Here is a 23,513-nt window from a genome sequence, read left to right on the forward strand (position 1 = left end):
TTCCGATGTCCGCGTCCCTCACTCAGAGCCGTGCACTGTCCAAGCTCTTTGTTTCGCTTTCCCTCGGCTTGGCCGCGATCGGTTCCGCGCAAGCGGCAACGTATTACGTGCGTGCCGACGGTGGCGACGCTGCGCAGTGCAACGGCCGCGCCGATGCGGCGTACCCGGGCAGCGGCAGCGCTCAGAACTGCGCCTGGAAGAATCCCAACATCGCCCTGCCCAATTCCGGCACCGCGCGCATCGCGGGTGGCGACACCCTGCTGATCGGCGCCGGTACCTATCAGATCGGCAGCGGCGGCTACATGCAGCCGATCCCGAGCGGCACCACGAGCGCGAAGACCCGCATCCTCGGCAACGGCAGCACCGCGCCGAAGCTGGTCGGCATCGGCGGCATCCATCGCGTGCTCAATCTCGATGGCAGCTCCAACGTCGAAGTCGGCAACCTCGAAGTCACCGACAACAGCGACTGCGTCTACAACCACTCGCAGGCCGATGCGCTGTGCACCAGCGCAATGCCGTGGGCGCGCGTCGGCGTCTACGCCCGCGCTTCGAACAACGTGTGGCTGCACGACCTCAACATCCATGGCATGGCCAAGAACGGCTTCAACGCCGGCGGCCTGAGCAACTGGACCATGGAGCGCGTCAAGATCAACAAGAACGGCGCGGCAGGCTGGGACGGCAATATCGGCACCGGCGCTTCCAACTCGGGCGCGATGGTCATGCGCGACATCGAAATCGCCTGGAACGGCTGCGGTGAGCGCGTCGCCACGGGCGAGCCGTGGGCATGCTGGGCGCAGCAGACCGGCGGCTATGGCGACGGCTTCGGCACGGTCGACACCGGCGGCCAGTGGCTGGTCGAAGACGCCTTCGTGCATCACAACACCTCCGACGGCCTCGACTTCCGTTACATGGACGGCGCCGACACCACGACCGTCACCATGCGCCGCGTCTACTCGGTCGCCAACGCCGGCAACCAGGTCAAGATCAAGGGCAACTCGCTGATCGAGAACTCCGTCCTCGTCGGCCAGTGCACCTACTTCCGCGGCAAGTACTACATGACCGAAGGCGATCTGTGCCGCGCCTACGGCAGCTCGCTGCTGCTGATCCTGACCGGCAACGACGTCGCTACCGTGCGTCACAACACCATCGCCGGTGAAGGCGACGCGCAGATCGCCTATGGCGAAGGCGCTTCGACCGACAAGGTCTACGTGCAGAACAACCTGGTGGTCGGCTTCCCGTACTACGCGAATACGGCCAGCAACACCCTGTTCGCGGGCGGCAGCGCGCCGGCCGTGAAGAGCTTCTCCGGCAACATGGGCTGGAACGCACGCAGCTGCCCCTCCGGCAGCACCTGCACGCAGAATCCGCAGCTGAAGAACATGACGCTGGCTTCGTTCGACGCCGAACCGCTGTCGGGCAGCCCGGTGATCGACAAGGCGCCGCTGATCAGCGCGGTGACGACCGACTTCGTGATGGGCAACCGCCCGACCGGCGCTGCCAACGACGTGGGTGCCTACGAGTACGGCGCTGCCGCCGCGCCGCCGGTGTCCTCGCCGCTGCCGCCGGAACCCGCTCCGGTTCCGCCGCCGCCGGCGCCGGCTCCGCCGACTCCGGTTTGCACGCATGCGGCACCGACGCTGAGCGTCTCGACCGCAGCCGGTGCCGTGAATGCAGGTACTGCTAAGAGCTATGCGATCAGCCTGAAGAACAACGACAGCGTCGAGTGCACCACCACCACCTTCGCTCTGGCCGGCACGGTTCCGAGCGGTTGGACCGGTGCGCTGTCGAGCACGAGCATCGCTCTGGCTCCGGGTGCATCGTCCAGCGCCACGCTGACGGTCACCTCGGCCACCACCGCCGCGGCTGGCAGCTATGGCATCGGCGTGGGCACCAGCAGCAGCGTGGGTAGCACGCATACGGGCAGCGCTTCGGCGACCTACTCCGTGGCTGCGCCGGCACCGGTGCTGTCGGAAACCGTCGTCACCGACAAGTCGTCCTACAAGGCCGGTGAGTCGGTTGCCATGACGGCGCGTGTGCTGGTCAACGGCGTGGCCGTGTCGGGCGCCAGCGTGACCTTCACCGTGGTCAAGCCGAACAATGGCCAGACCGCCGTGACCGCGACCACCGACAGCAACGGCTACGCGAGCGCTTCCTACAAGACCACTCGCAATGCCCCCGGTACGTACGCACTGACGGCCACCGCGACGAGCGGCAGCCTCACCGCCAAGGCGACGGGTGGCTTCTCGGTCTACAAGTAAGCACCTGCAGATCGTATCGCGACAGGAAAAGCCCCGGACTTCCGGGGCTTTTTCGTTTCATGCGACGCGAGTCGTCATTCCTTCGTCTCGCTGCGGGCGCGCCAACGGTAGTAGGCCAACCCAAACCACTCGTGCAGCGTCACTTCCGTGTTCGCCAACGCGCGGGTACGCGGGATCAGCGCCCAGGGAATCCGCGAAGGCAGGCGGCGGCGATCGGTGCCGAGCGGACAGATCTCGAAACTGTTCTTCTCGAAGGCTTCCTTCGCGCGGCGCATATGCACGAACGAGGTCACCAACACCACGCGTCGCGGCAACGCCGGGACGATGGCCGCGGCATGCGCTGCGTTCTCCCAGGTATCGCCGGAGCCCATCTCCAGCCGTAACGCGGTAGACGGCACGCCCTGTATCCGCGCATAGGACGCCATCAATTCCGCCAGTGCAGGGGTGCCCGGATACGGCGCCCCTCCCTGCAGCACCAGCGTGCGTCCGGGGCGTTCCTGCCACCAGACGACGGCGCGATCGACGCGACGACGGCTGGCGAGGTTGAGCACGGCGAAATCGCCGGCGTCACGCGGCCAGCCATCGAGACCGCCGCCGAGCACGATTGCGGTTGCCGGCGCATCCGCACGCGCGGCATCCGCGCAGCCATCGGAATGCAGGAAAGGACGCTCCAACGGCCACGCCAGCAGATTCGCCCCCAAGGCGGTCATCATCGCGAGCGCCAGCGTGGCCACGATGCCGCACAGCGCCAAAAGCAAGCGCCGCCGACGCAGCCACGCCCACGGCATCAGCAAGCCCGATAGCAACAGCCACGCGAGCGGCGATAGCAGCCAGCTCATGCCCTTACGTGAACCGCTTCACCAGCACCATCACGATGGCGCGCAGCCTGGAATCGAGCGCCAGCACCGGCACGGCGTAAAGCAGCACGAACAGCCCGCCGGCGGCCAGCAGCCGGGCCCAGGTGCCATGCAAACCGAACAGGTCGGTGCCCATGGCCACCGCGACCAGCAAGGCCGCACTGCCGAGCGAGATGATCGAAGCACGCGCATCTGGCAGCCGCGCCAGGCCCTTCGGGCAGATCAGGAACTGCGCCGCGCTCAGCGCCGCATACGCGATCGCCGTGGCCCAGGCCGCGCCCATGTAGCCCATGCGCGGAATCAGCAGGAAGTTCATGGTCACGTTCATCAGCGCCGCCACCAGGGTGATGCCCAGCACCTGCATCGTCCGCTTCTTAAGTTGCAGGCCGTAGTTGGCGATGGCGAACAGCGCGAAGGTCGACATGGTGATGCCGACGACGATGAAGACCTCGCCCGACGCGGCCTTGTCCGGCCCGCTCAACGCCACCAGCAGGTCTTCGCCGGCGATCAGCAACATGGCGACTAGCGCCACCACGGCGTACGTCATCGGCATCAGCACGCGGTCCTTCAAAGCGCGCACCGCTTCGCTGCCGCCGGTCTCGTAGGCGCGCATGACCACCGGGGTGAAGGCTTCGGAGAGCGTCGCGGTGATGAAGACGTTCAGCTGTATGGCCAGCGAGTAGCCGATGGAATAGATGCCGACCACGGCGAAGTCGCCGGTGATGTGCTTGAGCAGAACGCGGTCCAGGTTGGCGAGGACGCTGTAGGACAGTTCGTTCGCCATCAACGGGAAGCCGTAGAGCATGCCGCTGCGGAAGGCATCCCAATCGACGGAATCGCGCGACACATGCACGTTGCGGTACATCCAGTGCACCAGCCACCCCACCAGCAACGCGGCGGCGATCAGCTTGCCCCCGTACACGGCCAGAGCACTGTGCTGCACCAGGATCACCGCACCCAGGACCAGCATCAGTTCGAGCATGCGCGCGATGACGCGCGTCGCCATGAGGATGTCGGAGCGCTCGCTGGCCCGGATCACCATCTGCACGATGTTGGTCGACGCGAGCATGGGCACCATCACCGCCGCGCACCAGAACAGCGGCGACAGCGGGGCATGGTCCAGCCAGGACCACAACACCAGTCCGGTCCCACACAGCGCCCACATGCTCAGCGACAGCAACAGCGGCAGCAGCACCTGATTGGTGCCGAAATCGCGCATCCGCTGCGGATCCCCGTCGTAGGGATAGAAGCGCACGATCGCGTGCGGCGTGCCGAACTTGCACAACGCCACCCCGAGCAGCATCAGCGTGTCGTAGTACCGCAGGATGCCGAACTGGGTGTTGTCGAGGAAGCGGGTGAGGATCGGGAACGATATGAAGCCCAGCAGCATCACCGCGCCGTTGGATATCGAGTAGCGCAGGTAGTGCGTCCCGATGTCCGTTTGCGGTCGTTGTACCTCGCTGGCGTCGCGGTCGCGGCTTGAGGCGATGTCGGCCTGACTATTCATCCGTGGGGTCGCTGCTGCGGAAGGCCGGGGTACGCCCGGCGGGTTGGGTCCAAGGCGCCGATCTCCTCCGGCACCACTTTGCTGTCACGCTTATCCGCTTCGATGCTCTCCGCATCGGCACCCTCCCCGCCTTCGAACACCTGCAGGCGGGCGGCGCGGCCTGGTTGGCGTCCAAGCACGTCGAGCACTTCGACGCCGCCGTCGGCGTTGTAGGTATGGCATCCGGCGACGCGGCGCTTGAGGAAGGGCGCGAGCCGCGAAAGCTGCCGCTCGCGATAGACCGACGGCCCCAGTTCCAGCACTTCGTTGAAGACGACGGCATTGCCGTAACCCGGACCGCAGTCCTGCGCCGGCCGGATAAGGCGGCCGTTGTGGCGGAACAGGCGACCCGCCATCCGCGCGCGACGCACGTCGCATACGATCGGCGACGCCGGGTGTGGCGCGAACGGGCCGTGCAGATCGTCCGCCACGAACAGGAACAGTTCGTCGCTGGTGCTGTTGCCGTTCTCGGCGACATTCGCGAACAGGTACCAGCGGCCTTCGTGATGCAGCAGCGTGGGATCGACGCAGACCCGTCCCGTCACCAAGTCGACTACCCGCGTCCATCGCAGCGGAAAGTCCTCGGCGCGGTAGAGACTAACGCGGCGGTCGTAACTCGACTCAACGGTGAGGTACCACTGCCCTTCCCACTCGAAGACCTGCGGGAACGACAAGTGCCCTGGCTCATCCAGGGCGATGCCGAGCCGGCTCGCGCCGCCGGGGATGAGTTCGACGCAGGCGATGTTGGCATTGTTGCGCTTGGGCTCGAGCATCTCTTCCAGGAACAGGAATTTGCGCCCCTGCGCCGCGACGACGAAGGGATCCGCCCACCATCCGCGCGCGGCGCTCAACAAAACGTGCGAACCGAAGGCAGGCGCGCCCGGGTCGAGCGCCGTTCCGCCCAGGCGCAACACCAGCGTCCAGCCGACGCGGCGATTTCGGCGCTGCCCGGTGAGCCAACGCAGCGAGGAGCGCGCGATCAGCTGCAGTGCGCGCAGACCCGCTTCCCTGCCGACAGGCGGCTGCGCCTGCAACTGCAGCGTCGCCACCGCATGCGTCGACGCTGGGAGATAGCCCGCGGCCAGGCGCCGCAGTCCGCGCAGCAGCAGGCCCGGCAATTTGCGGAAGGCCTCCTCGCGCTGCTTGTGGAACCAGGTCGAATGCGTTCTGCCCCAGCTCGCGGCCAGATCGGTCTGGCGCCCGCTCGCATCGCGCAGGATCAGCGCCATCTGCGTGGCGGTTTCTCCGTGCAACAGCGGCGACAACAGCGAGAGTCCCGCGTAGTCCGCGTCGGCGAGACTCGGGTCGATATGCCAGCTACCCAGTGGCGCCAGCGTCGCGAGTTCATCGGCCAACGCGCGCGGGCCCAGCAGAATCACCAGATCCGGCTGTAGCGCCGCTACGCGATCGGCGAGTGCGCTTGCTTGTGCGACGGTTTCGCTCGCCTGCAGAGGAACGTCTTTGAGGCTGGCGGTGGCGCCGAGCAGCCGTCGTTCGATAGCGATCAGGGCGCGCAGATCCGCCCGTACGCGATCGACCTTCGGCGAAGCCGCGCCCGCTACCGCAACGGTACGCAGATCGATCCAGTCGTAACCGGCCACCATGCGGGTGAATGCATCCAGCCATCCGGGCACGGCCGCGGGGGCCACCAGGGCCACACGCAGCGGACGCTCCAGTCCCTCCGGCGCGGGATACAGCGGCGTCGCGGGCGAGCGGCCGGCCGTCATGTCGGGGCGCGCTCCGGAAGATCACGCATCCACTGCACCACGGCCGCCAGCAAGCGCTCGCGCTGCGCCCGGCCGAAATAGGTATGGTCGCAATCGGGCCAGTAGTGCATCAGTACTCGCGGGTCGCGCGCGGGTGCGCCGAACGACCATTCGAACTGGCGCGGATGCAGGAAGCGATCGGCATAGCCGCCACTGAAGATGCACAGCAAGCGCAGATCGCGCGCCACCATGCTCGCGAACTGCTCGCGCGCCTGCGCGTGGCTGGGCCAGGTGCGGAAGTCGTTCGAGTCCAGCCCGCCGTTGCCGCGTACTTTCCGCGGCAGCTTGCGCAGGAAGTGGCGCCATTCGCTCGGCAGCCGTTGCAGCAGCCCGGCGAGGCGCGCGTAGCGATGCCAGGGACCACGGAAACAGATTCCATCGAGCAACAGCAAGGCCGTGACCCGCGGATCGACATGGGCCACGTCCCAACCGATGTCGGCCGCGCTGCAGATGCCGCCGATGGCGAACGTGCGGCCACCGTGCTGGGACTCGAGCCGGTCGATGGCCGCGAGCGTCGCCCGCGTGCCGTCGCAATCGGGCATCCGCGCTGCCTCGCCGACGCCCGGGATGTCGTAGCGGAAGCTGCGGATGCCCTGCTCCGCCAGACGCTGCGCCAACGCCCAATGCAGGCGGAACGGGCCGCTGCGCGGCTGCAGTCCTGCGCTGGGCAGCAGCAACACGCGACTCGACTCGCGCGGTCCGCTAAGCACGCCTACGAGTTGTCCGCCTGGCCCGAAGCGCACGAACGTTTCGGCTGCCGCGGTGCTGACGGGACGCTCGGTGTCCATCACCGCGCTCATGCGACCGCCTCGCGGCGCAACGCCTGACCGAGTTCGACGATCAGATCGCGCACGGCGGGCGTGAGGAAGAAGGTGGCATCCATCGCCGCACCGGCATTGAAACTCGGCGCGTTGGCAGGCAGCCGCATGACCCGCGCGACTTCGACCGGCAGCTGCTGCAGGTCGGCACGCACGATGGCCCACACCGGTAGCGTCGCTGCCGCATCTGTCGTCAGGCGCGTCATCGACAGGCGCGTGCGTTGCAGATCGCTGCGCAAGCGCGGCGAAGCGGGAAAGCCCATGAGTTGCCCATCGGCGGGATCGGTGATGCGCGCAATGCCCGCGCGCGGCGGTGGGCGCTGCGCGCGCTCGCCGGCGTCGGCTTCGACCAGCTCGCGCAACCAGTCCTCGCCGTTCCAGATCGGCTCCCACAGCACGACCGCCTGCGCGTCGCCACCCCGCTCCATCCACTCCTGCACGGCCAGCGCGCTGCCGCGCCAGGCCACGACGGCGACGCGGGCGACGCCGGTGCGCGCGCGCAGTGCTTCGCTCGCCAGGTCCAGATCGTGTTGCATCGAGGCGAAGTCGAGCGCCTCGCCATCCCCGCTCGAATCGCCGGTGCCATGGAAATCGAAGCGCAGGCACGGGAAACCCATGGCGGCGAACTCGTTCGCCACTTCCACCAGGAAACGCCGGCTTCGCGGCAATTCATGCAGCAACGGGGGAACCAACAGCACGCCGGTCGCGCCAGGCGCGCCGTGCAATGCCGCATACAGCTGACGTGGCGCAGCGCCAAGCCAGAAGGGTTCCCACGCTCCGATACTCATGCCGCCTGGCTCCTCGCTACGCTCATGATCGCAATGCTCCCGAGTCGGAGTTGTGCGAATCGGCTCCAGCCAATCCGAACAAACGCCTTAATCCGCTGCTGATGCGCCCACGGTTCTCACGCACGGCTGGCGCTTCCGCTTCGGCAGGAGCCGGCAAGCCGGCGGCGACCTGCGCCAGGGTTTCCGCGCCCAGCCGGATCAGCTTGATGCGATGGCCCGTGTCGCGTTCCACGCGGCTGGCCATCTGCACCGCCAACATCGAATGGCCGCCAAGTTCGAAGAAGTTGTCGTCCATTCCGGCAGGCAGGCCGAGCAGTTCGGACCACACCTGCGCCAGATAGCGGATACGCGGGTCGATGCTCGCGTCGTCCTGCGCCACCGCCGTCGCCGCGTGGCTCTCTTCATGCGTAGGCGATGGCAGCGCATGCCGGTCGATCTTGCCATTGGGCAGCAGAGGCAGTTCGTCGAGCACCAGGAAGTGCTGCGGCAGCATGTAGGCCGGCAGCAGATCGCGCAGATGGGCGCGCAGCGCGGTCTCGTCGATCGTCATGCCCGGCGTGGCCACCAGGTAGGCGACCAGGCGCTGATCGTTGGCGCGGTCTTCGCGCACGATGACCAGGGCACGGGCGATTTCGGCACGGGCGGCCAGATTCGCCTCGATCTCGCCAAGCTCGATGCGATAGCCGCGCACCTTGACCTGGTGATCGAGGCGTCCCTGATGCTCGATATTTCCATCCGCGCGCCAGCGTCCGCGGTCGCCGGTGCGGTACAGGAGCGGATGTTGTTCAGCCGATGCCGAAGCGACTCGGGAGTAGCGATCGGGGACGAAGCGCTCCGAAGTCAGCTCCGGACGATCGAGATACCCCTTGGTGACGCCGTCGCCGCCGATGCAAATCTCGCCCGGCACGCCCAACGGACACAGTTCGCCCTGCGCATCGAGTACCCACACCGTGGTGTTGGCGATCGGACGGCCGATGTGCACATCGGGCGCCATGCCTGCATCCGGCGCATCGATGCGCGCGCAGGTGGACCACACGGTGGTTTCGGTGGGACCGTAAACGTTCCACACCGACCCGCAACGCTCCAGCAGCGCGGACGCGAGATCCGGCGACATCGCCTCGCCACCGCACAGCGCCTTGAAGCCTGCCTGACCGTTCCAGCCCGCGTCGATCAGCAGTCGCCAGCTCGACGGCGTGCCCTGCATGATCGTCGCCTCGCTGTTCTCCAGCAGCGAGCGCAGCGCCGCTCCGTCGCCGGCCGTCTCGCGATCGGCCATGACGATCTGCGCGCCGACCGACAGCGGCAACAGCAACTCCAGCACGGCGATGTCGAACGACAGCGTGGTGATCGCGAGCAGACGGTCGCGCTCGCTCAAGCCCGGCTCGCGCTGCATGCTGGTGATGAAGTTGGACACCGCACGATGCGGCACGATCACACCCTTCGGCCGCCCGGTGGAGCCGGAGGTATAGATGACGTAGGCCGGATCGTCGGGGCGTGCGGCTTCGGCATCGTCGGACAGGCGCTGCGCAGCAGCATCGGACAGCTGTGTCGCGTGTTCGTCGACGAGCAGCATCGGCCGGCCGCGCAGGTCGAAGCGCGGCGCGTACTCGCTCGTGGTCACCAGCATCGCCAGGCCGGCATCGGCGGCCATGTAGGCGAGCCGCTCCGCGGGGAATTGCGGATCCAGCGGCACGTATCCCGCTCCGGCCTTGAGAATGCCCAGCAGCGCCGCCAGCATGTCCACGCCGCGATCCAGCGCCAGTCCGACCAATGCGCCACGGCGGATGCCGTGGCCACGCAGGACATGCGCGATGCGATTGGCCTGCGCCTCCAGGTCCGTATAACTCACCGCGGCACGGCCGGCGCGCAGCGCGATGCGTGCGGGCGTGCGGTCGCATTGCCGCTCGAAGAACTGGTGCATCCTGCATTCGCGGTCGAAGGCGATCGGCTGCGGCTGCAACGCATCCAGTTCGGCCCGCGCCGCCGCATCGACCAGCGGCAACTGGGCGAACGGTGTGGACTCGCGTTCCACCGCGGCCCGTAGCAAAGTCTCGTAGGCCAGCAGCCAGCGACGGATCGTCGCCGCATCGAACAGCTCGGTGTTGTACTGGCACTCCAGCCGCAACCGGCCCTTGCTCTGCACGGCGTTCACGAACAGCTCGAAGGTTTCGAAGCTGCGCGGATTGCTGTCGAAGTCCATCGCCACGCCCGGGAACGCGGTGCTTTCGTGCTCCAGCGCCTGATCGAGATTGAACAGCACGCCGACCAGCGGCATGCGCGCCGGATCGCGGCGGATGCGCAGCTTCTTCAGCAGCGTACCGAAGGTGTGGCGCTGATGCTCCAACGCGTCCAGCAAGATGGCCTGGGCGGTATCGAGCATCGCCGTGAACGGCGTGCCGGGTTCGATCGCGAAGCGCAGCGGCAGCGTATTGACGCAATGTCCGACCAGGTCGTCGGCGCCGGCCACTGGCTGGCCGGCAGCGGGAATTCCGACGACGACATCGGCTTGTCCAGTGATGCGCGATAGGAGGCCCGAAAAACCGGCGAGCAGTGTGGCGAACAAGCTGACACCGTGCCGCCCGCCGAGACGACGCAAGCCCGCGAACAATTCTTCGTCCAGCACATAGTCTTCGCGCGCCGAAGAAAAAGTGCGCAGCGCCGGACGCGGGCGATCGGTCGGAAGTTCCAGCACCGGCGCCTCGCCGGCGAAGCGCGACAGCCAGTAGGCGCCGTCGGCTTCGTGCGCGGGGTCCTCTTGGGCCGCCGCTTCGTTCATTGCGTACTCGGCGAACGAGGCAGCAACCGCCGGCAGGCTGTGGGCCTCGGCATCCGTCGACACGCCCGCATGTTGCGCGTACAGCGCACCCAGTTCGCGCACCAGCACCCACCACGACCAGCCATCGCACACGACGTGATGGGTGGAAAGCAGCAACAGGTCTTCGCTGCCGCCTAATCGCAGCAGTTCAGCGCGGAACATCGGCTCTGCGAGCGAGAAAGGCGTTTCCACCGAGGCGCGCAGGCGCTGGCTGACGGTATGATCGCGCAGCGAGGTATCGCTGCCACGCAGGTCCGTAATCGGGAGCGGCAACGCATGGTCCTGCAAGATCGCCAAGGTCTGGCCGTCGGGACCGACACAGGCGCGCAGCGCATCATGACGGTCGATCAGCGCCTGCAGCGCACGGCTCAGCGCATCCACGTCGAGCCCGCCCGAGAACCGCAGCGACACCGACAGATTGAACGCCAGCGAAGCCTCGGGACTGAGCTGGTCGGCCAGCCAGATCTCGCGTTGCGATTCGGTGGTCGGTACGACCAGCGCGAGTTCGCCGGCCTCGAAAGGATCGTAATCGACCGGCTCGAACGCCAGCGACGGCAGGGGCGCTGCGGTGTTCATGTGCCCACCTTGAGGAATTTGCCCGCACGATCCGGGTCGGGAACGAACCAGGCCGGCCGGCCATCCGGCGCACGGCCCAGGCGTGCACCGGGCACCAGCGGGCAACGCGCGTCCATCGTCGCCACGATGGGAGCCGTTGCGACGACGACCTGCAGCATCTCCGGAGCGGGTTCTGCGAGGACACCGCCCGGGAGGAGCCCAGCATCCTGCAGTTCGTGCACCGAATCGCGGAACGCATCGACGATCATGCGGATGTCGGCCGCGCTATGCGCCGTGGTCAGGAAGCAGGGGAAGTTTTCGAGGATGTGCACGCCGCGGCTGCGCATCATGCCGAACAGCAAGTCCTGCAACGGATGCTCTTCGAGGAAGAAGATCTTCCAGACGGACGCGAAATGCCTGACCTGGATCGGCGCAGCGGCCTGCGCGCAGAAATCGTTCATCTGCGCGCACATCGCGGCGACGTTGGCGCTGAGCCGCTCCTGCAGAGGCGATCCTTCCGCGCGCAGATGCTCGAGCACGGCCTTGGCCGCCGCCAGCGCCAGCGGATGGCGCACGAAGGTGCCGGCGAAGTACGTCACGCCGACGCTCGGAACGGAGTCGTCGCCGAAGCGCCAGTCGCCGCCGTCAAGCGCGTCCATGCACGCGCGGCTGCCGGCGATGACGCCGATCGGATAGCCCCCGCCCATCACCTTGCCGTAGGTGCATAGGTCGGCACGGATATCGAAAAGTGCCTGCACGCCGCCCGGATGCGAGCGGAAACCGGTGACGACCTCGTCCAAGATCAGCAACGCACCCGCGTCGCGGGTGACCTCGCGCAGCTCGCGCAGGAAATCGACCGGCTGGAAATCCGGGCGGCGGCTCTGCACCGGTTCCACCAGCACGGCCGCGATCTCGTGCGCGCGTTCGCGGATGATCCGCATCGATTCGGGCGTGCCGTAGTCGAGCACCAGCACGTGCTCGGCGGTATTGCGCAGGATGCCTGGCGCCGCCGGCATCGCCTTGAGCGCGCGGGTGGCACGCACGATCACTTCGTCATTGATGCCGTGATACGAGCCGGTGAACAGCACCACCGTCTCGCGGCCGGTGACGGTCCGCGCGATCCGCAACGCACCGAGCACGGCTTCCGATCCGGTGTTGCACAGCGCCACACGCTCGTGTCCGGTCAACTCGCAGATCAGGTTGGCGACTTCACCCGCCAGGGGATGCTGCGGGCCGATCTCGTAGCCCATATCCAGTTGCTGCTTCACCGCCTTCAGCACGAAATCGGGCTGCCAGCCGAACAGGCTCATGCCGAAGCCGTTGATGGCGTCCACGTAGTCGTTGCCGTCGAGATCCCACAACCGCGAGCCCTTCGAGCGATCGACGACGATCGGATAGGTGATTTCCTTGGTCAGGGGACGGAAGCCGTTGACCACGCGCGGATCGGCCAGATGCGCGCGATGCGCGGCGGTGTAGGCCTTCGATTTGCGGGTACGCGCGACATAGCGCTGGATGTAATCCTCCAGCCGGCTGCGCTGGTGCGGGCTCAGGTCGATGCCGCCGCCGGTGTCGATGCGGGCGATGGCGCCGAAGGCCTTCTTCACGTCGTAGCGCGCGGGCGCGTTTTCGTCGCCCGCCGCCGTGGGCACGGCTTGCGGGCCGATCGGAATGACCCGCGCCAGGGCCCGCGTCTCGCGCGCAGGCGGCGCACTGGCTTCGGGCATCTGCGCTTCGAGCATGCCGGCCAGCCGATCGATGCTGTTGCCCTCGCCCATCAACTGGCGGAAGGTGATCTTCACGCCGAACGCCTTCTGCAACTGCAGCGAGACCTGGGTGAGCATCAGGCTGTCGAGGCCCAGTTCCATGAAGTTGGCGTCCGTGTCCGCGTCGGACATATCGAAGCCGGTCGTCTCGTAAAAGAGCTCCTTCAACCTGGTGACGGCCGCCGATACGCCGCCCGCCTCACCCGCTGTCTCTCCTGCCTGCGGCAACGCTACGACCTCCGTTTCCGTCGCCACCGCGGCCATGGCCGGATGAGGAACGACGTTGGAGCTCGCGACCGACGCTTCCACCCAATAGCGCTGGCGTTCGAACGGATAAGTCGGAAGCCGCACGCGGCCACGCACAACGCGGCGATCGAACAGCGCCGGATCGATCGTCACGCCCCTCGCCCATAGTTGGCCGGCCGCCGAGCGCAGGCTCGCAGGCTCCGCGACCGGGGTGTCCGCGAGCGTGGCGACCGCGGCGAGATGATGCTGCTGCAGGCCCGGATGCTGGCGCGAGAGCGCGGCCAGCGTGGCGCGCGGCCCGACTTCGAGGAGCACGCGCGCCGGCGTGTCCAGCACACGGCCGAGCGCGGCGGCGAATCGTACCGGCTCGCGTAGATGCGCAGCCCAGTAGTCGGGCGAAGTCGCGTTGGCCGCATCGAGCCAATCGCCGCTGGCCGTGGAGACGATCGGAATGCGCGGTGCAGCCAGCGACAGTGTCGCCACTTCTGCACGGAATGGCGTCACCACCGGTTCCATCATCTGCGAGTGGAAGGCATGCGAGGTGCGCAGCGCACGACAGGCGACCCCCTCGGCTTCCAGCTGCGCCTGGAATCGCGCGATCGCCTCGAGCGTGCCGGAAACGACGCAGCTGCCCGGTGCGTTTTCCGCCGCCAGCGACAGATCGTCGGGCATGCGAGCCAGCAGCGTGTCCAACGGCATCCGCACCGACAACATGCCGCCCGCGGGTTGCGCCTGCATCAGCGCGCCGCGGCGGGCGACCAGCTTCATCGCATCCGCCAGGCTGAAGACACCGGCGAGCGTGGCGGCGACGAATTCGCCGACGCTATGCCCGATCATTGCCGCAGGCACCAGGCCATGGCTCATCCAGAACCGTGCCAGCGAGTATTCGATCGCGAAGGTCGCCGGTTGCATGATCGCCGTCGGCAGCAGCGCCTCGGGATCGTCGGAGAGCACGCGCTCGCGCAGGTCGAAGCCCGCCTCGTCGCCCAAGGCATCCACGCAGTCGTCGAAGGCGATGCGGAAAGCGGGCTCGGCGGCGTACAGCGCACGGCCCATACCGGGATACGTCGCGCCCTGCCCCGGGAACAGGAAGACCACGTCGCTCTGCCGCGCCGGACGCGTGCGCGCGATCGCCGCTGCGGTTTCGGGACTGCGCAATTGTGCGATTGCGCCGGCTACGTCGTCGGCCGCGAGCGCGATGCGGTGTGCGAAGGCTTTGCGACCGACCGTCAGCGTCCAGGCGACGTCGGCCAGGTTGATGTCCGCTGCGGCATCGAGATGGTCGGCCAGGCGCGAAGCCGCCTGCGACAACGCGGCCGGCGTGCGTGCGGAGAGCACAAGCAACTGCGGGCCGTGCGCCGGCTCCGAAACGGGAAGCTCGGGGGCTTCCTCCAAAACGACGTGCGCGTTGGTGCCGCCTACGCCGAAGGAACTCACGCCGGCGCGACGCGGCGCATCGGTGGCAGGCCAGTCGGCCAGCGTCGCATTGACCACGAAGGGCGAGCCCGCGAAATCGATGGCGGGATTGGGCGCCTTGAAATGTGCGGTCGCCGGGATGCGTCCTTCATCCAGCGCCAGCGCGGTCTTGATCACGCCGGTGGCGCCCGCGGCGATCACCAGGTGCCCGATGTTGCTCTTCACCGAACCGATCCGGCAGAAGCCCACCTCTTGCGTACTGCACCGGAATGCACGCGTCAGGCCTTCGATCTCGATGGGGTCGCCCACCGGCGTCGCGGTGCCGTGCGCTTCCACGTAACCGATCGTGCGCGCGTCGACTTGCGCGCGCGCGTGGGCCATGGCGATCACGGCGGCCTGGCCTTCGCTGCTGGGCGCGGTGAAGCTGGCCTTGCCGCTGCCGTCGTTGTTGACCGCGCCGCCGCGGATCACCGCGAAGACACGGTTGCCGTCGGCGATCGCGTCGGACAAGCGCTTGAGCAACAGCACGGCACCGCCGTCGCTGAACACCGTGCCGCCCGCCTCCACGTCGAAGGTACGGGTGTGGCCGTCGGGCGACAGCATCGCGCCTTCCTGGTGGAAATAACCGCTGCGCGGCGGACAGGTCACGGTGATGCCGCCGGCCAGCGCCATGTCGCAATGACCCAGGCGCAGGCTGTCCATCGCCTGGCAGATGGCGACCAGCGAGGTCGAACAGGCGGTGTGCACGCTGATCGCCGGACCGGTCAGGTTGAGCTTGTGCGCGACGCGGGTCGCGATGAAGTCCTTCTCGTTGTCGAGCATCACCTGGAAGGCGCCGACGCGCTCGACCAGTTCCGGGTGCGCGGCGACGTGGCGCTGGTGGTAGCTGGCGTTGAACATGCCAGCGAACACGCCGACGGAGCCCGAGGCATCGGGCACATGGCCGCCACGTTCCAGGCACTCCCAGCACAGCTCGAGGAAGATGCGCTGCTGCGGGTCCATCAGCTCCGCTTCCTTCGGGCTGATCCCGAAGAACGCCGCATCGAACTGTTCGACGCCGTCGATCACGCCGCGGGCGGGCACGTAGGACGGATCGCCGCGCTCCTGTGCACTGACGGCAGGATCCAGATCCTCGGCACCGAAGAAGGTGATCGTGTCGCGTCCGTCGCACAGGTTGCGCCAGAACGCTTCGACATCGCTTGCGCCGGGGAAGCGTCCGGCCATCGCAACGATCGCGATCGGCTCGGAAGCATCGGTGCCCTTGCGATGCGCGGCGGCAAACCGGCTCGCGTCGATACCCGTTTGGCTGCGCCCTTCCAACGCTGCCGCCAACGCGGCGGGGGTCGGGTTGTGGAACAGCGTGGCCGTAGGAATCACGCCACCATCGCCTCGCGCCTTGGCGATCCGCTGCAACAGGCGGGTCGCCGACATCGAATCGCCGCCCAACTCGAAGAAATTGTCGTGGCGCCCGACGCTGTCGATGGCTAGCAGGTCGCCGAAGGCTTCGCACAGGATGCTTTCCAGCGCGCCTGCCGCAGGCTCGTAGGCAGACGCCAGATCGGGGCGCTGGCGCGCGGGTGCCGGCAGTGCGCGGCGGTCGAGCTTGCCGTTCTCGGTCAGCGGCAGCGCGTCGAGGTCCACGAAGGCGCTGGGAATCATGTAATCCGGCAGCGATCCCGCCAGATGCGCGCGCAGCTCGGCCTGCGAGGTGTGCACGCCGCGCTGCACCGGCACCACATAGGCGACCAGGTACGCCTCGCCGTCGGCGCGATCGTTGCGCGCGATCACCGCACAGGCGCGCACGGCGTCATGGCGGGCGAGCACGCTTTCGATCTCGCCGGTTTCGATGCGGAAGCCGCGGATCTTGACCTGGTGGTCGCTGCGGCCGAGATATTCCAGATCGCCGTCGACGAGCGGACGCGCAAGATCGCCGGTCTTGTAGAGGCGCACGCTTTCGCCTTCGGGCGAGTGCCAGTCGAAGAAGCGTTCGGCGGTGAGTTCGGGGCGATTAAGATAGCCGCGCGACACGCCCGCGCCGGCGACGTAGATTTCGCCGACCTCGCCGACCGCGACCGGCACGAGCTGCTCATCCAGCACGAACAGGCGCAGGTCCGGAATGGGTTCGCCGATCACGCTACCGGCATTGCGATCGACCTCGGTCATGCCGACCGGCCGATAAGTGACATGCACCGTGGTTTCGGTGATGCCGTACATGTTGATCAGGCGCGGCGAGCGGTCGCCGTGGCGTTCGAACCAGGGGCGAAGCATCTGCAGTTCGAGCGCTTCCCCGCCGAAGATCACGTAACGCAGCGATAGCGCGGACGTTGGGGTGCCCGAAGCAAGATCGGCATGGATGAGATTGCGGAAGGCCGAGGGCGTCTGGTTGAGCACGGTGACGCCTTCTCGCACCAGCAGCGCATGGAAGGCCTCAGGCGAGCGGCTCACCAGGTACGGCACGACCACGACACGCCCGCCGTAGATCAGCGCGCCCCAGATCTCCCACACCGAGAAATCGAAGGCGTGGGAATGGAAGAACGTCCAGACGTCATCGGCGCCGAAGCCGTACCAGGGCTGGGTCGAAGTAAACAACCGCGACACGTTGAAGTGCGTGACCTGGCAGCCTTTGGGTTTGCCGGTCGAGCCCGAGGTGTAGATGACGTAGGCGAGATTCTGCAGATCGGCCAGCGGCTCGGGATCGTGCGTGGGTTCGCCGGCAAGCGGCGACCACTCGTCGAGGAGCAGTATCGGCAGACCGACGTCGGGCCATGCGTCCTGCTGCGACGACGAGGTCAACAGCACGGCCGGGCGGGCGTCGTCGAACATGAACTGGACGCGGTCGCGCGGATACGCCAGATCGACGGGCAGATAGGCGCCGCCGGCTTTGAGGATGCCCAGCAGGCCGACCACCATCTCCAGCGACCGATCCAGGCCGATGGCGACCAGGACTTCCGGCCCGACGCCGAGCGCACGCAGGCGATGGGCGAGCTGGTTGGCGCGCTGGTTGAGTTCGCGGTAACTGAGGCTTGCACCGTCGCAGGTGACGGCGATCGCGTCCGGCCGCGCGGCGGCTTGCTGTTCGATCTGCTGCGTGATGCACGCCTGTTCGGAGGAGAGGCGACGCGGTGACGGACTGTCGGATCGCTGATTCATGCCACTCCATCCCCTGCGCTTGCACCCCCCAGGCATCCCAAGGCCTTTCGCGATGCACCGAATCGCGTCTCCCGGCGTGTCCAGGCGGCCGCCATGAAGATCGCGCTGATGTCGTCTCAAACGTCGTGGGCCGGGCCATGCGGCCATCAGCGGCCTTGTAAGCGCGCTGCGTAAACGCGGTTTTCACGGCCCAATCGCGCGATACGATAGGCGCAGCGAAGGGAGGACCATGAAGCCCGATCTCACCCTGCTCTATTCGGAACTCGACCTGGAACCGAACTGCAGCCTCGCAGAGCTGCAGCTCGCGTATCGCCGTCGGATCTCCGAGTTGCAGCCCAATCGGACCGGGGGCGTGCAGTCGCCTGAATCGAACGCTGTCCTGCGGGATCTGATCGGGCTGTATACGACGGCCACGCGTTTCCATCGCCGCTATGGGCGGCTGCCGGGGGCGGCGCCGCATCGGTCCGGCAAGCTGAGTGCGTCCGTGCGTACGCCCATGCCGCTCGGGGTCCAGCGCCCTTCGCGCCCCGTGGAGACCGCCGATACGGCCTCGCCACGCCTTGCGTTCTGGGCGGCGGTGATCCTGCTGGTGCTGCTGTTCGTGCTGATCGCGCTCGCCTCGGGCGAATGGTTGAGGTAGGCGCGCCGCAAGCTCCTCGCTCTGCCTTCGGGTGTCACCCAACGGTCATGCGCTCCGGATGACCGTCATTTGCCTGTCATTGACGTTTCTGTGACTAGACAGGCTGCCGAACAGCCGCTGGAGCGAACGGGCAATGCACAACCGCACCATCAGGCTCTCTACGAGCTTCCTCACGCGTCCTCTTCTTCTCGTGGTCCTGCTGCTGATCGCCATAAACCTGGCCATGCAGCTCTACCGCATCTACACGGGCCAGTACGCCACGGGGCTGGCGTTGATGAACCTCGACGGCGAATCCAACGTGCCGGCGCTGTTTTCGACGTTCCTGTTGCTGGGCGCTGCCGCTGTGCTGCTAGCGATCGCAGCGCTTGAACGCCTGCACGAGGGTCGCGACGCGGGCAAATGGTTTCTGCTCGCCTTCGGGTTCACCGTGATGGGGTTCGACGAGAATCTGGCGCTGCACGAGCGGCTAATCGAACCGATGCGGCATCTGCTCGGCGGAGGGCATCTGGGCATCTTCTACTACGCCTGGCTGGTGCCGGCGCTGGTGCTGGTCGCGGCGCTGGGGCTGTATTTCCTGCCGTTCCTGCTGCGGCTGCCGCGGCGGTCGATGCTGGCGTTCGTGGCGTGTGCGGCGATCTATCTGGGCGGTGCGGTAGGCGTGGAGCTGATCGAGGGTTGGTGGCGCGAGGACCATACGTATCGGTCGATCGTGTATCACCTGTTGGTCAGTCTGGAAGAAGGCATGGAAATGGTCGGCGTCATCTTCTTCATCCAGGCCCTGCTGGGCTATATCGCTCAGCGCTTCGGCGAGCTGCGGATTGGGTTCGAGGGTGTCGCTGTGACGGCAGAATTGCAGAGTTCGACGCCGCGTCCTGTAACGGTGGGGCAACCCACTCCGAGCGCGCCTTAGCTCGAGCTATTGCGCTTACTCTTGGGCCTTGCCCTTGCCCTTGCTCGTCATCCCGGCGAAAGCCGGGATCCAGCTGTTGCTTTGCCTTTGCATTGCAAAGCATGTGGCAGTGCGGGCAGGCAGGCGGCGCCGGTAGGCAGTCGCGACACGCCGTGAATCCGTCCATGGAGGCTTGTCAGCGGCATCCATGCCGCTGACAGTCGCGCCTGCCTACCGGCACCGCCTGCCCTCCACACATCGCGGGCGCTTTGATTAAGAGCTAAAGGCAACTCGCTGCGCTCGCTCCCCCTCATCTGCCCTTCGGGCATCTTCTCCCCGCAAGCGGGGAGAAGAAGGAGCAAGTAGCGCGCGCGACCGAAGCGGCGATCACAACGCTCGCGGTAAGCGCGGCCCGGCGGGATGGGGGTGCGGAGAGCGGACCAGGATGGTCCGCGGCCCCGACTAAAGGCAGGGATGCCGTCCGGAGGGGCGGAGCACCCCCGTCCCGTCGGGTAGCGCGTCCCACCGAAGCCGACGCTTTACGCACCAGCACCAACAAAAGCCAAAGTCCCTGGATCCCCGCCTTCGCGGGGATGACGAGCAAGAGCGAAGCAAAGTCGCTGGATCCCCGCCTACGCGGGGATGACGAGCAAGCGCGGTATCAGCGAGAACCGCGATGGAAGAGCACGACCTCCACCGTCTGCAGCAGGATGAGCAGATCGAACACGAGGCCGTGATTCTTCACGTAGAACAGGTCGAACGTCAGCTTCTCCTCGGCATCCTGTACCGACGCCCCGTACGGATAGCGCAATTGCGCCCAGCCGGTCAGACCCGGCTTCACGCAGTGGCGGACGTTGTAGTAGCGCACTTCCTTGCTGAGCATCTCGACGAACTGCGGGCGCTCCGGGCGCGGGCCGACGAAACTCATGTCGCCGCGCAGGATGTTGAACAACTGCGGCAACTCATCCAGCCGCGAGAGACGAATGATGCGTCCGATACGGGTCGTGCGGTCGTCGTTCTGGCTCGCCCAGCGCGCCACGCCATCGGCTTCGGCATCCACCCGCATGCTGCGGAACTTGATCAGCTCGAACGTGCCCCCGTTCTCACCGATGCGCGTCTGCCGATAGAAGATCGGTCCACGCGACTCCAGCGCGACGCATATCGCCACCACCAGCATGAACGGCCAGGCCGCCAACAACAGCGCGCCCGCCGCCACCAGATCGAAGAAACGCTTGTTGAGCCGGCGCGGAATCGAATGGTCGAAGCCGCCGGAGAACGCCAGCCACGACGGATCGGCCACATTGAGCTTGACCATCCCGGCCTCGCGCTCGAAGAACGTCGACAAGTCGGTGATGGTGATGCCGCGCTGCGCGCACTTGAGCATCTCCTCCATCGGCAATGCACCGCGGCGCTCGTCGGGGGCCACCACTATTTCGTAGACCTGCAGCCACTCGGCGATTTCGGACAAAGAGAAGTCGGTGTTGAGCAGCAGCTTTTCCGGCACCTGCTTCGCCTGCCCGGGAATGGCGAGGAATCCGACCACGACGAAGGACTGCCGGTCGGCGCGCCTGCGCAGGCGACTGTTGATGAGATCGGCGTTCCTGCCCGCACCCAGCACCAGCACGCGGCGCCGGAACACGTCGGTCTTGAACACCCGATCGATGATCAGGCGCAGCAAGCCCACGCCGAGCAGTCCGAAGGCGAGCGCCAGCGCCAGCACACCGCGGCCGATGTACGTCAACGGGATCAGGTAATACAGCACCAGCAGCGCCACACCGGCCAGAGCGAAGGACAGCAACAGGCGGATCAGGAACTCCTGCCGGTTATGCCGCACGTGCACCTGATAGAGACCGAACGCGACCATCGCCACGGTGATGAAGGCCGCGAAGACGAACGCGCGCGACGGCGCCGACTCGAAGAAGACGGAGAAGCCTTCCGGATCGCGGAAGAAGCGCAGCCATGCCGCCGCCAGCACAGCCAGCATCAACATGGCCAGCTCGCCCAGCCAGAGCAGAAACAACGCACGGCTCTTGCGACTGGCCAGTGCGATGCTCATCGGCGCCCCCGGATTCGTCGGGCGGCCAGGGCTACGGGCGATCGGGGTGTCGCATCCCACGCAATACACGGACTGCCAGGCATGTGCTCTCTCTCGAAGTCGCTAATCCGCTGCCGCAAGGGACGAGGCATCCATGCCCGCGCGAACCGGCTCTTACGAGATAACGCGCTGAGCCTGCAATCCCGGCCTTGCTGCGGTCTGGGCTCAGTCGCTTTCCGCGATGCGCGGGCACAGTTGCGCGCTCGTCACCGTCAACTCCGGCGCGTGCGCGACGGCCGCCATCCAGTGCGGGCCGGCATCGAGCATCCGTAGCCGCACCGCCAGCGCGGCGCTGCCTTCGGGCAAGGCAAGCAAGGCGCCGTCGGGAGCAGCGAAGGTCTGCATTTCCCGTTGCAGGCCGATCCCAGCCGCCTTCAGGAAGGCTTCCTTGCGCACCCACAGCGCCAACAGGGCCTCGCTTCGCGACAAGCCCGGCAATCCCGCCATGCCCGCATCGAGATCGACGATATCGGCGGGATGGCACACGCGTTCGGCGATCTCCGGCACCACGGGGGCACGCGCTGCCAGCTCGATGTCCACGCCCACCGGGCCGTGGGCGGCTATGGCCACGGCAACGCTGTGATCGGCGTGACTGAGACTGGTGGTCAGGTCCGTGTGCGCCAGGCACGGGCAGCCCTTGGCATCGCGGCCGATCGGCACATCGAAGGGATCGCAGTCCATCGCCGCGCCCAGCAGCAGGCGATGCAGCGAATAACTCAGCGCCAACTGGTGCCGGTCCGTCGGCACGCGCCGGCTCTGCACACGCCTGAGCTCGGCCGCATCCAGCATGCCGTAGGCCTCGGCGAGCCAGGGCCACCACTCGTGAAGATCGAACAGTCCGATGCGCACGCTTTGCAGCGGCGCCTTATGCCACAGCGCCGGCAACGCGTCCTCGAATGCATCGCGCAAGGGAATGCGAGGCCATTGCGGACCTGCACCTCCCGGATTGACGTCGATCTGCAGCATGTGCCCCGCTCATGGCACGCCACGCGGGCGCTTCGTCAGCTGTCTCGGAAGTAACGAGGCGCTCGCGGAGGAGCGGACAAATTCCTGCGCCTGGCGGCGAAGTGGCATCAACTATGCGCTGTAACTTATTGAGCTATCAGTCTTAGTTTTTGAGACTGCAAAGTTAGTATTATTACTAACATGCAGTCGCTCCCTCCGCCCTCGCTCGATGGCCTGATTTCCCAGCGCCGGGTCTGGCGCGGGCAGCCGATGCCGGCAACCGGCGTCTTCGAACAACCCACGGGCTGGCCGGCACTCGATGCGGCCCTACCTGCGGGCGGCTGGCCCAACGCGGCCTTGAGCGAGTTGCTGTTGCCCGCCGATGGCGTGGGCGAGCTGCAATTGCTCTGGCCCACCCTCGCCCGGCTCAGTCTTGCGAAGGACGCCGCCATCGCGCTGATCGCTCCGCCTTACCTGCCCTACCCGCAGGCTTGGCACATCGCCGGCGTGCGACTCGGCGCACTGCAGGTGATCCGCACGAAAACGCCACGCGATGCGCTGTGGGCCGCCGAACAATGTCTGCGGTCGGGCGCCTGCGAAGCCGTGCTGTGCTGGCCGCAACAGGCGGACGATCGCGCCTTGCGGCGATTGCAGGTGGCCGCGGAAACCGGACAGGCCCTGGGCTTCGCCTTCCGTCCGCTGAAGGCGGCGCTGAATCCTTCGCCGGCGGCCTTGCGCATCGCCATCGAGGCCTCGCCCCGACAGCTGCGCGTCCTCAAGTGTCGCGGCGGCAATCCGCCTGCTCGCGCGATTCCGTTTCCGCACGCTGTGCGAAACAGATATCCGGAGCCAGCAGCGCATGCAGCAGCGGAATCGGCAACACGAAGCGCACCGGTTATTTCGTTTATCCCGCTTCGCAAGGATGAGACCCGCAAGGACGAGCAGCCGGCCCCCTGCATCGAGGCG

The 23,513-nt window shown here is 67.0% G+C and carries 12 protein-coding genes and 1 pseudogene; 4 read left to right on the forward strand and 9 right to left on the reverse strand.

Features of this window, described 5'->3' with window-relative positions; translation table 11 throughout:
* Window positions 1–5 precede the first annotated feature (5 nt).
* Window positions 6–2,258, forward strand: coding sequence for a choice-of-anchor Q domain-containing protein (locus ACYVJ8_RS05620; RefSeq protein WP_460710122.1), 2,253 nt, complete (start codon window positions 6–8; stop codon window positions 2,256–2,258).
* A gap of 74 nt (window positions 2,259–2,332) precedes the next feature.
* Here ACYVJ8_RS05620 and ACYVJ8_RS05625 read toward each other — a convergent pair whose 3' ends face one another.
* The 7 genes from ACYVJ8_RS05625 to ACYVJ8_RS05655 are packed head-to-tail and all read right to left on the reverse strand — an operon-like array spanning window position 2,333 to window position 17,978.
* Window positions 2,333–3,097 carry a YdcF family protein gene (locus tag ACYVJ8_RS05625; RefSeq protein ID WP_460710124.1) on the reverse strand — a complete coding sequence of 255 codons (765 nt, stop codon included), beginning with the start codon at window positions 3,095–3,097 and terminating at the stop codon, window positions 2,333–2,335.
* A 4-nt stretch (window positions 3,098–3,101) separates the two neighbouring features.
* Window positions 3,102–4,622, reverse strand: a complete 1,521-nt coding sequence (locus tag ACYVJ8_RS05630) for a lipopolysaccharide biosynthesis protein (RefSeq protein ID WP_460710126.1) — start codon at window positions 4,620–4,622, stop codon at window positions 3,102–3,104.
* Window positions 4,619–6,388 carry a glucosamine inositolphosphorylceramide transferase family protein gene (locus tag ACYVJ8_RS05635; RefSeq protein WP_460710128.1) on the reverse strand — a complete coding sequence of 590 codons (1,770 nt, stop codon included), beginning with the start codon at window positions 6,386–6,388 and terminating at the stop codon, window positions 4,619–4,621. Before ACYVJ8_RS05635 ends, ACYVJ8_RS05630 begins: the two co-directional genes overlap by 4 nt.
* The gene (locus tag ACYVJ8_RS05640; protein ID WP_460710130.1) at window positions 6,385–7,227 is read right to left on the reverse strand and encodes an alpha/beta fold hydrolase; all 843 of its coding nucleotides are present in this window, start codon (window positions 7,225–7,227) and stop codon (window positions 6,385–6,387) included. The genes ACYVJ8_RS05635 and ACYVJ8_RS05640 overlap by 4 nt, the downstream gene beginning before the upstream one ends.
* Complete coding sequence (locus tag ACYVJ8_RS05645; protein WP_460710132.1) at window positions 7,224–8,033, reverse strand: alpha/beta hydrolase family protein; 810 nt, start codon at window positions 8,031–8,033, stop codon at window positions 7,224–7,226. Before ACYVJ8_RS05645 ends, ACYVJ8_RS05640 begins: the two co-directional genes overlap by 4 nt.
* A 22-nt stretch (window positions 8,034–8,055) precedes the next feature.
* The gene (locus tag ACYVJ8_RS05650) at window positions 8,056–11,424 is read right to left on the reverse strand and encodes a non-ribosomal peptide synthetase (protein WP_460710134.1); all 3,369 of its coding nucleotides are present in this window, start codon (window positions 11,422–11,424) and stop codon (window positions 8,056–8,058) included.
* The gene (locus ACYVJ8_RS05655) at window positions 11,421–17,978 is read right to left on the reverse strand and encodes an amino acid adenylation domain-containing protein (RefSeq protein ID WP_460710136.1); all 6,558 of its coding nucleotides are present in this window, start codon (window positions 17,976–17,978) and stop codon (window positions 11,421–11,423) included. The genes ACYVJ8_RS05650 and ACYVJ8_RS05655 overlap by 4 nt, the downstream gene beginning before the upstream one ends.
* Before the next feature lie 229 nt (window positions 17,979–18,207).
* Between ACYVJ8_RS05655 and ACYVJ8_RS05660 the strand changes: the two genes are divergently transcribed.
* Window positions 18,208–18,618 carry a hypothetical protein gene (locus ACYVJ8_RS05660; protein ID WP_460710138.1) on the forward strand — a complete coding sequence of 137 codons (411 nt, stop codon included), beginning with the start codon at window positions 18,208–18,210 and terminating at the stop codon, window positions 18,616–18,618.
* A 133-nt stretch (window positions 18,619–18,751) separates the two neighbouring features.
* Entirely contained in the window at window positions 18,752–19,528 is a 777-nt protein-coding gene (locus tag ACYVJ8_RS05665) for a hypothetical protein (protein ID WP_460710140.1), read from the forward strand.
* Between the two features lie 640 nt (window positions 19,529–20,168).
* Here ACYVJ8_RS05665 and ACYVJ8_RS05670 read toward each other — a convergent pair.
* Both ACYVJ8_RS05670 and ACYVJ8_RS05675 read right to left on the reverse strand, forming a co-directional pair.
* Window positions 20,169–21,563: a TIGR03013 family XrtA/PEP-CTERM system glycosyltransferase gene (locus tag ACYVJ8_RS05670; RefSeq protein WP_460710142.1), complete on the reverse strand. Its 1,395-nt coding sequence runs from the start codon at window positions 21,561–21,563 to the stop codon at window positions 20,169–20,171.
* A gap of 204 nt (window positions 21,564–21,767) precedes the next feature.
* Window positions 21,768–22,568 carry a 4'-phosphopantetheinyl transferase family protein gene (locus ACYVJ8_RS05675; protein ID WP_460710144.1) on the reverse strand — a complete coding sequence of 267 codons (801 nt, stop codon included), beginning with the start codon at window positions 22,566–22,568 and terminating at the stop codon, window positions 21,768–21,770.
* A 180-nt stretch (window positions 22,569–22,748) separates the two neighbouring features.
* Between ACYVJ8_RS05675 and imuA the strand changes: the two are divergent.
* Window positions 22,749–23,363, forward strand: a pseudogene (imuA, locus tag ACYVJ8_RS05680) (translesion DNA synthesis-associated protein ImuA); the annotation flags it as partial.
* Between the last annotated feature and the right edge of the window lie 150 nt (window positions 23,364–23,513).

Source organism: Lysobacter terrae (genome assembly GCF_054782215.1).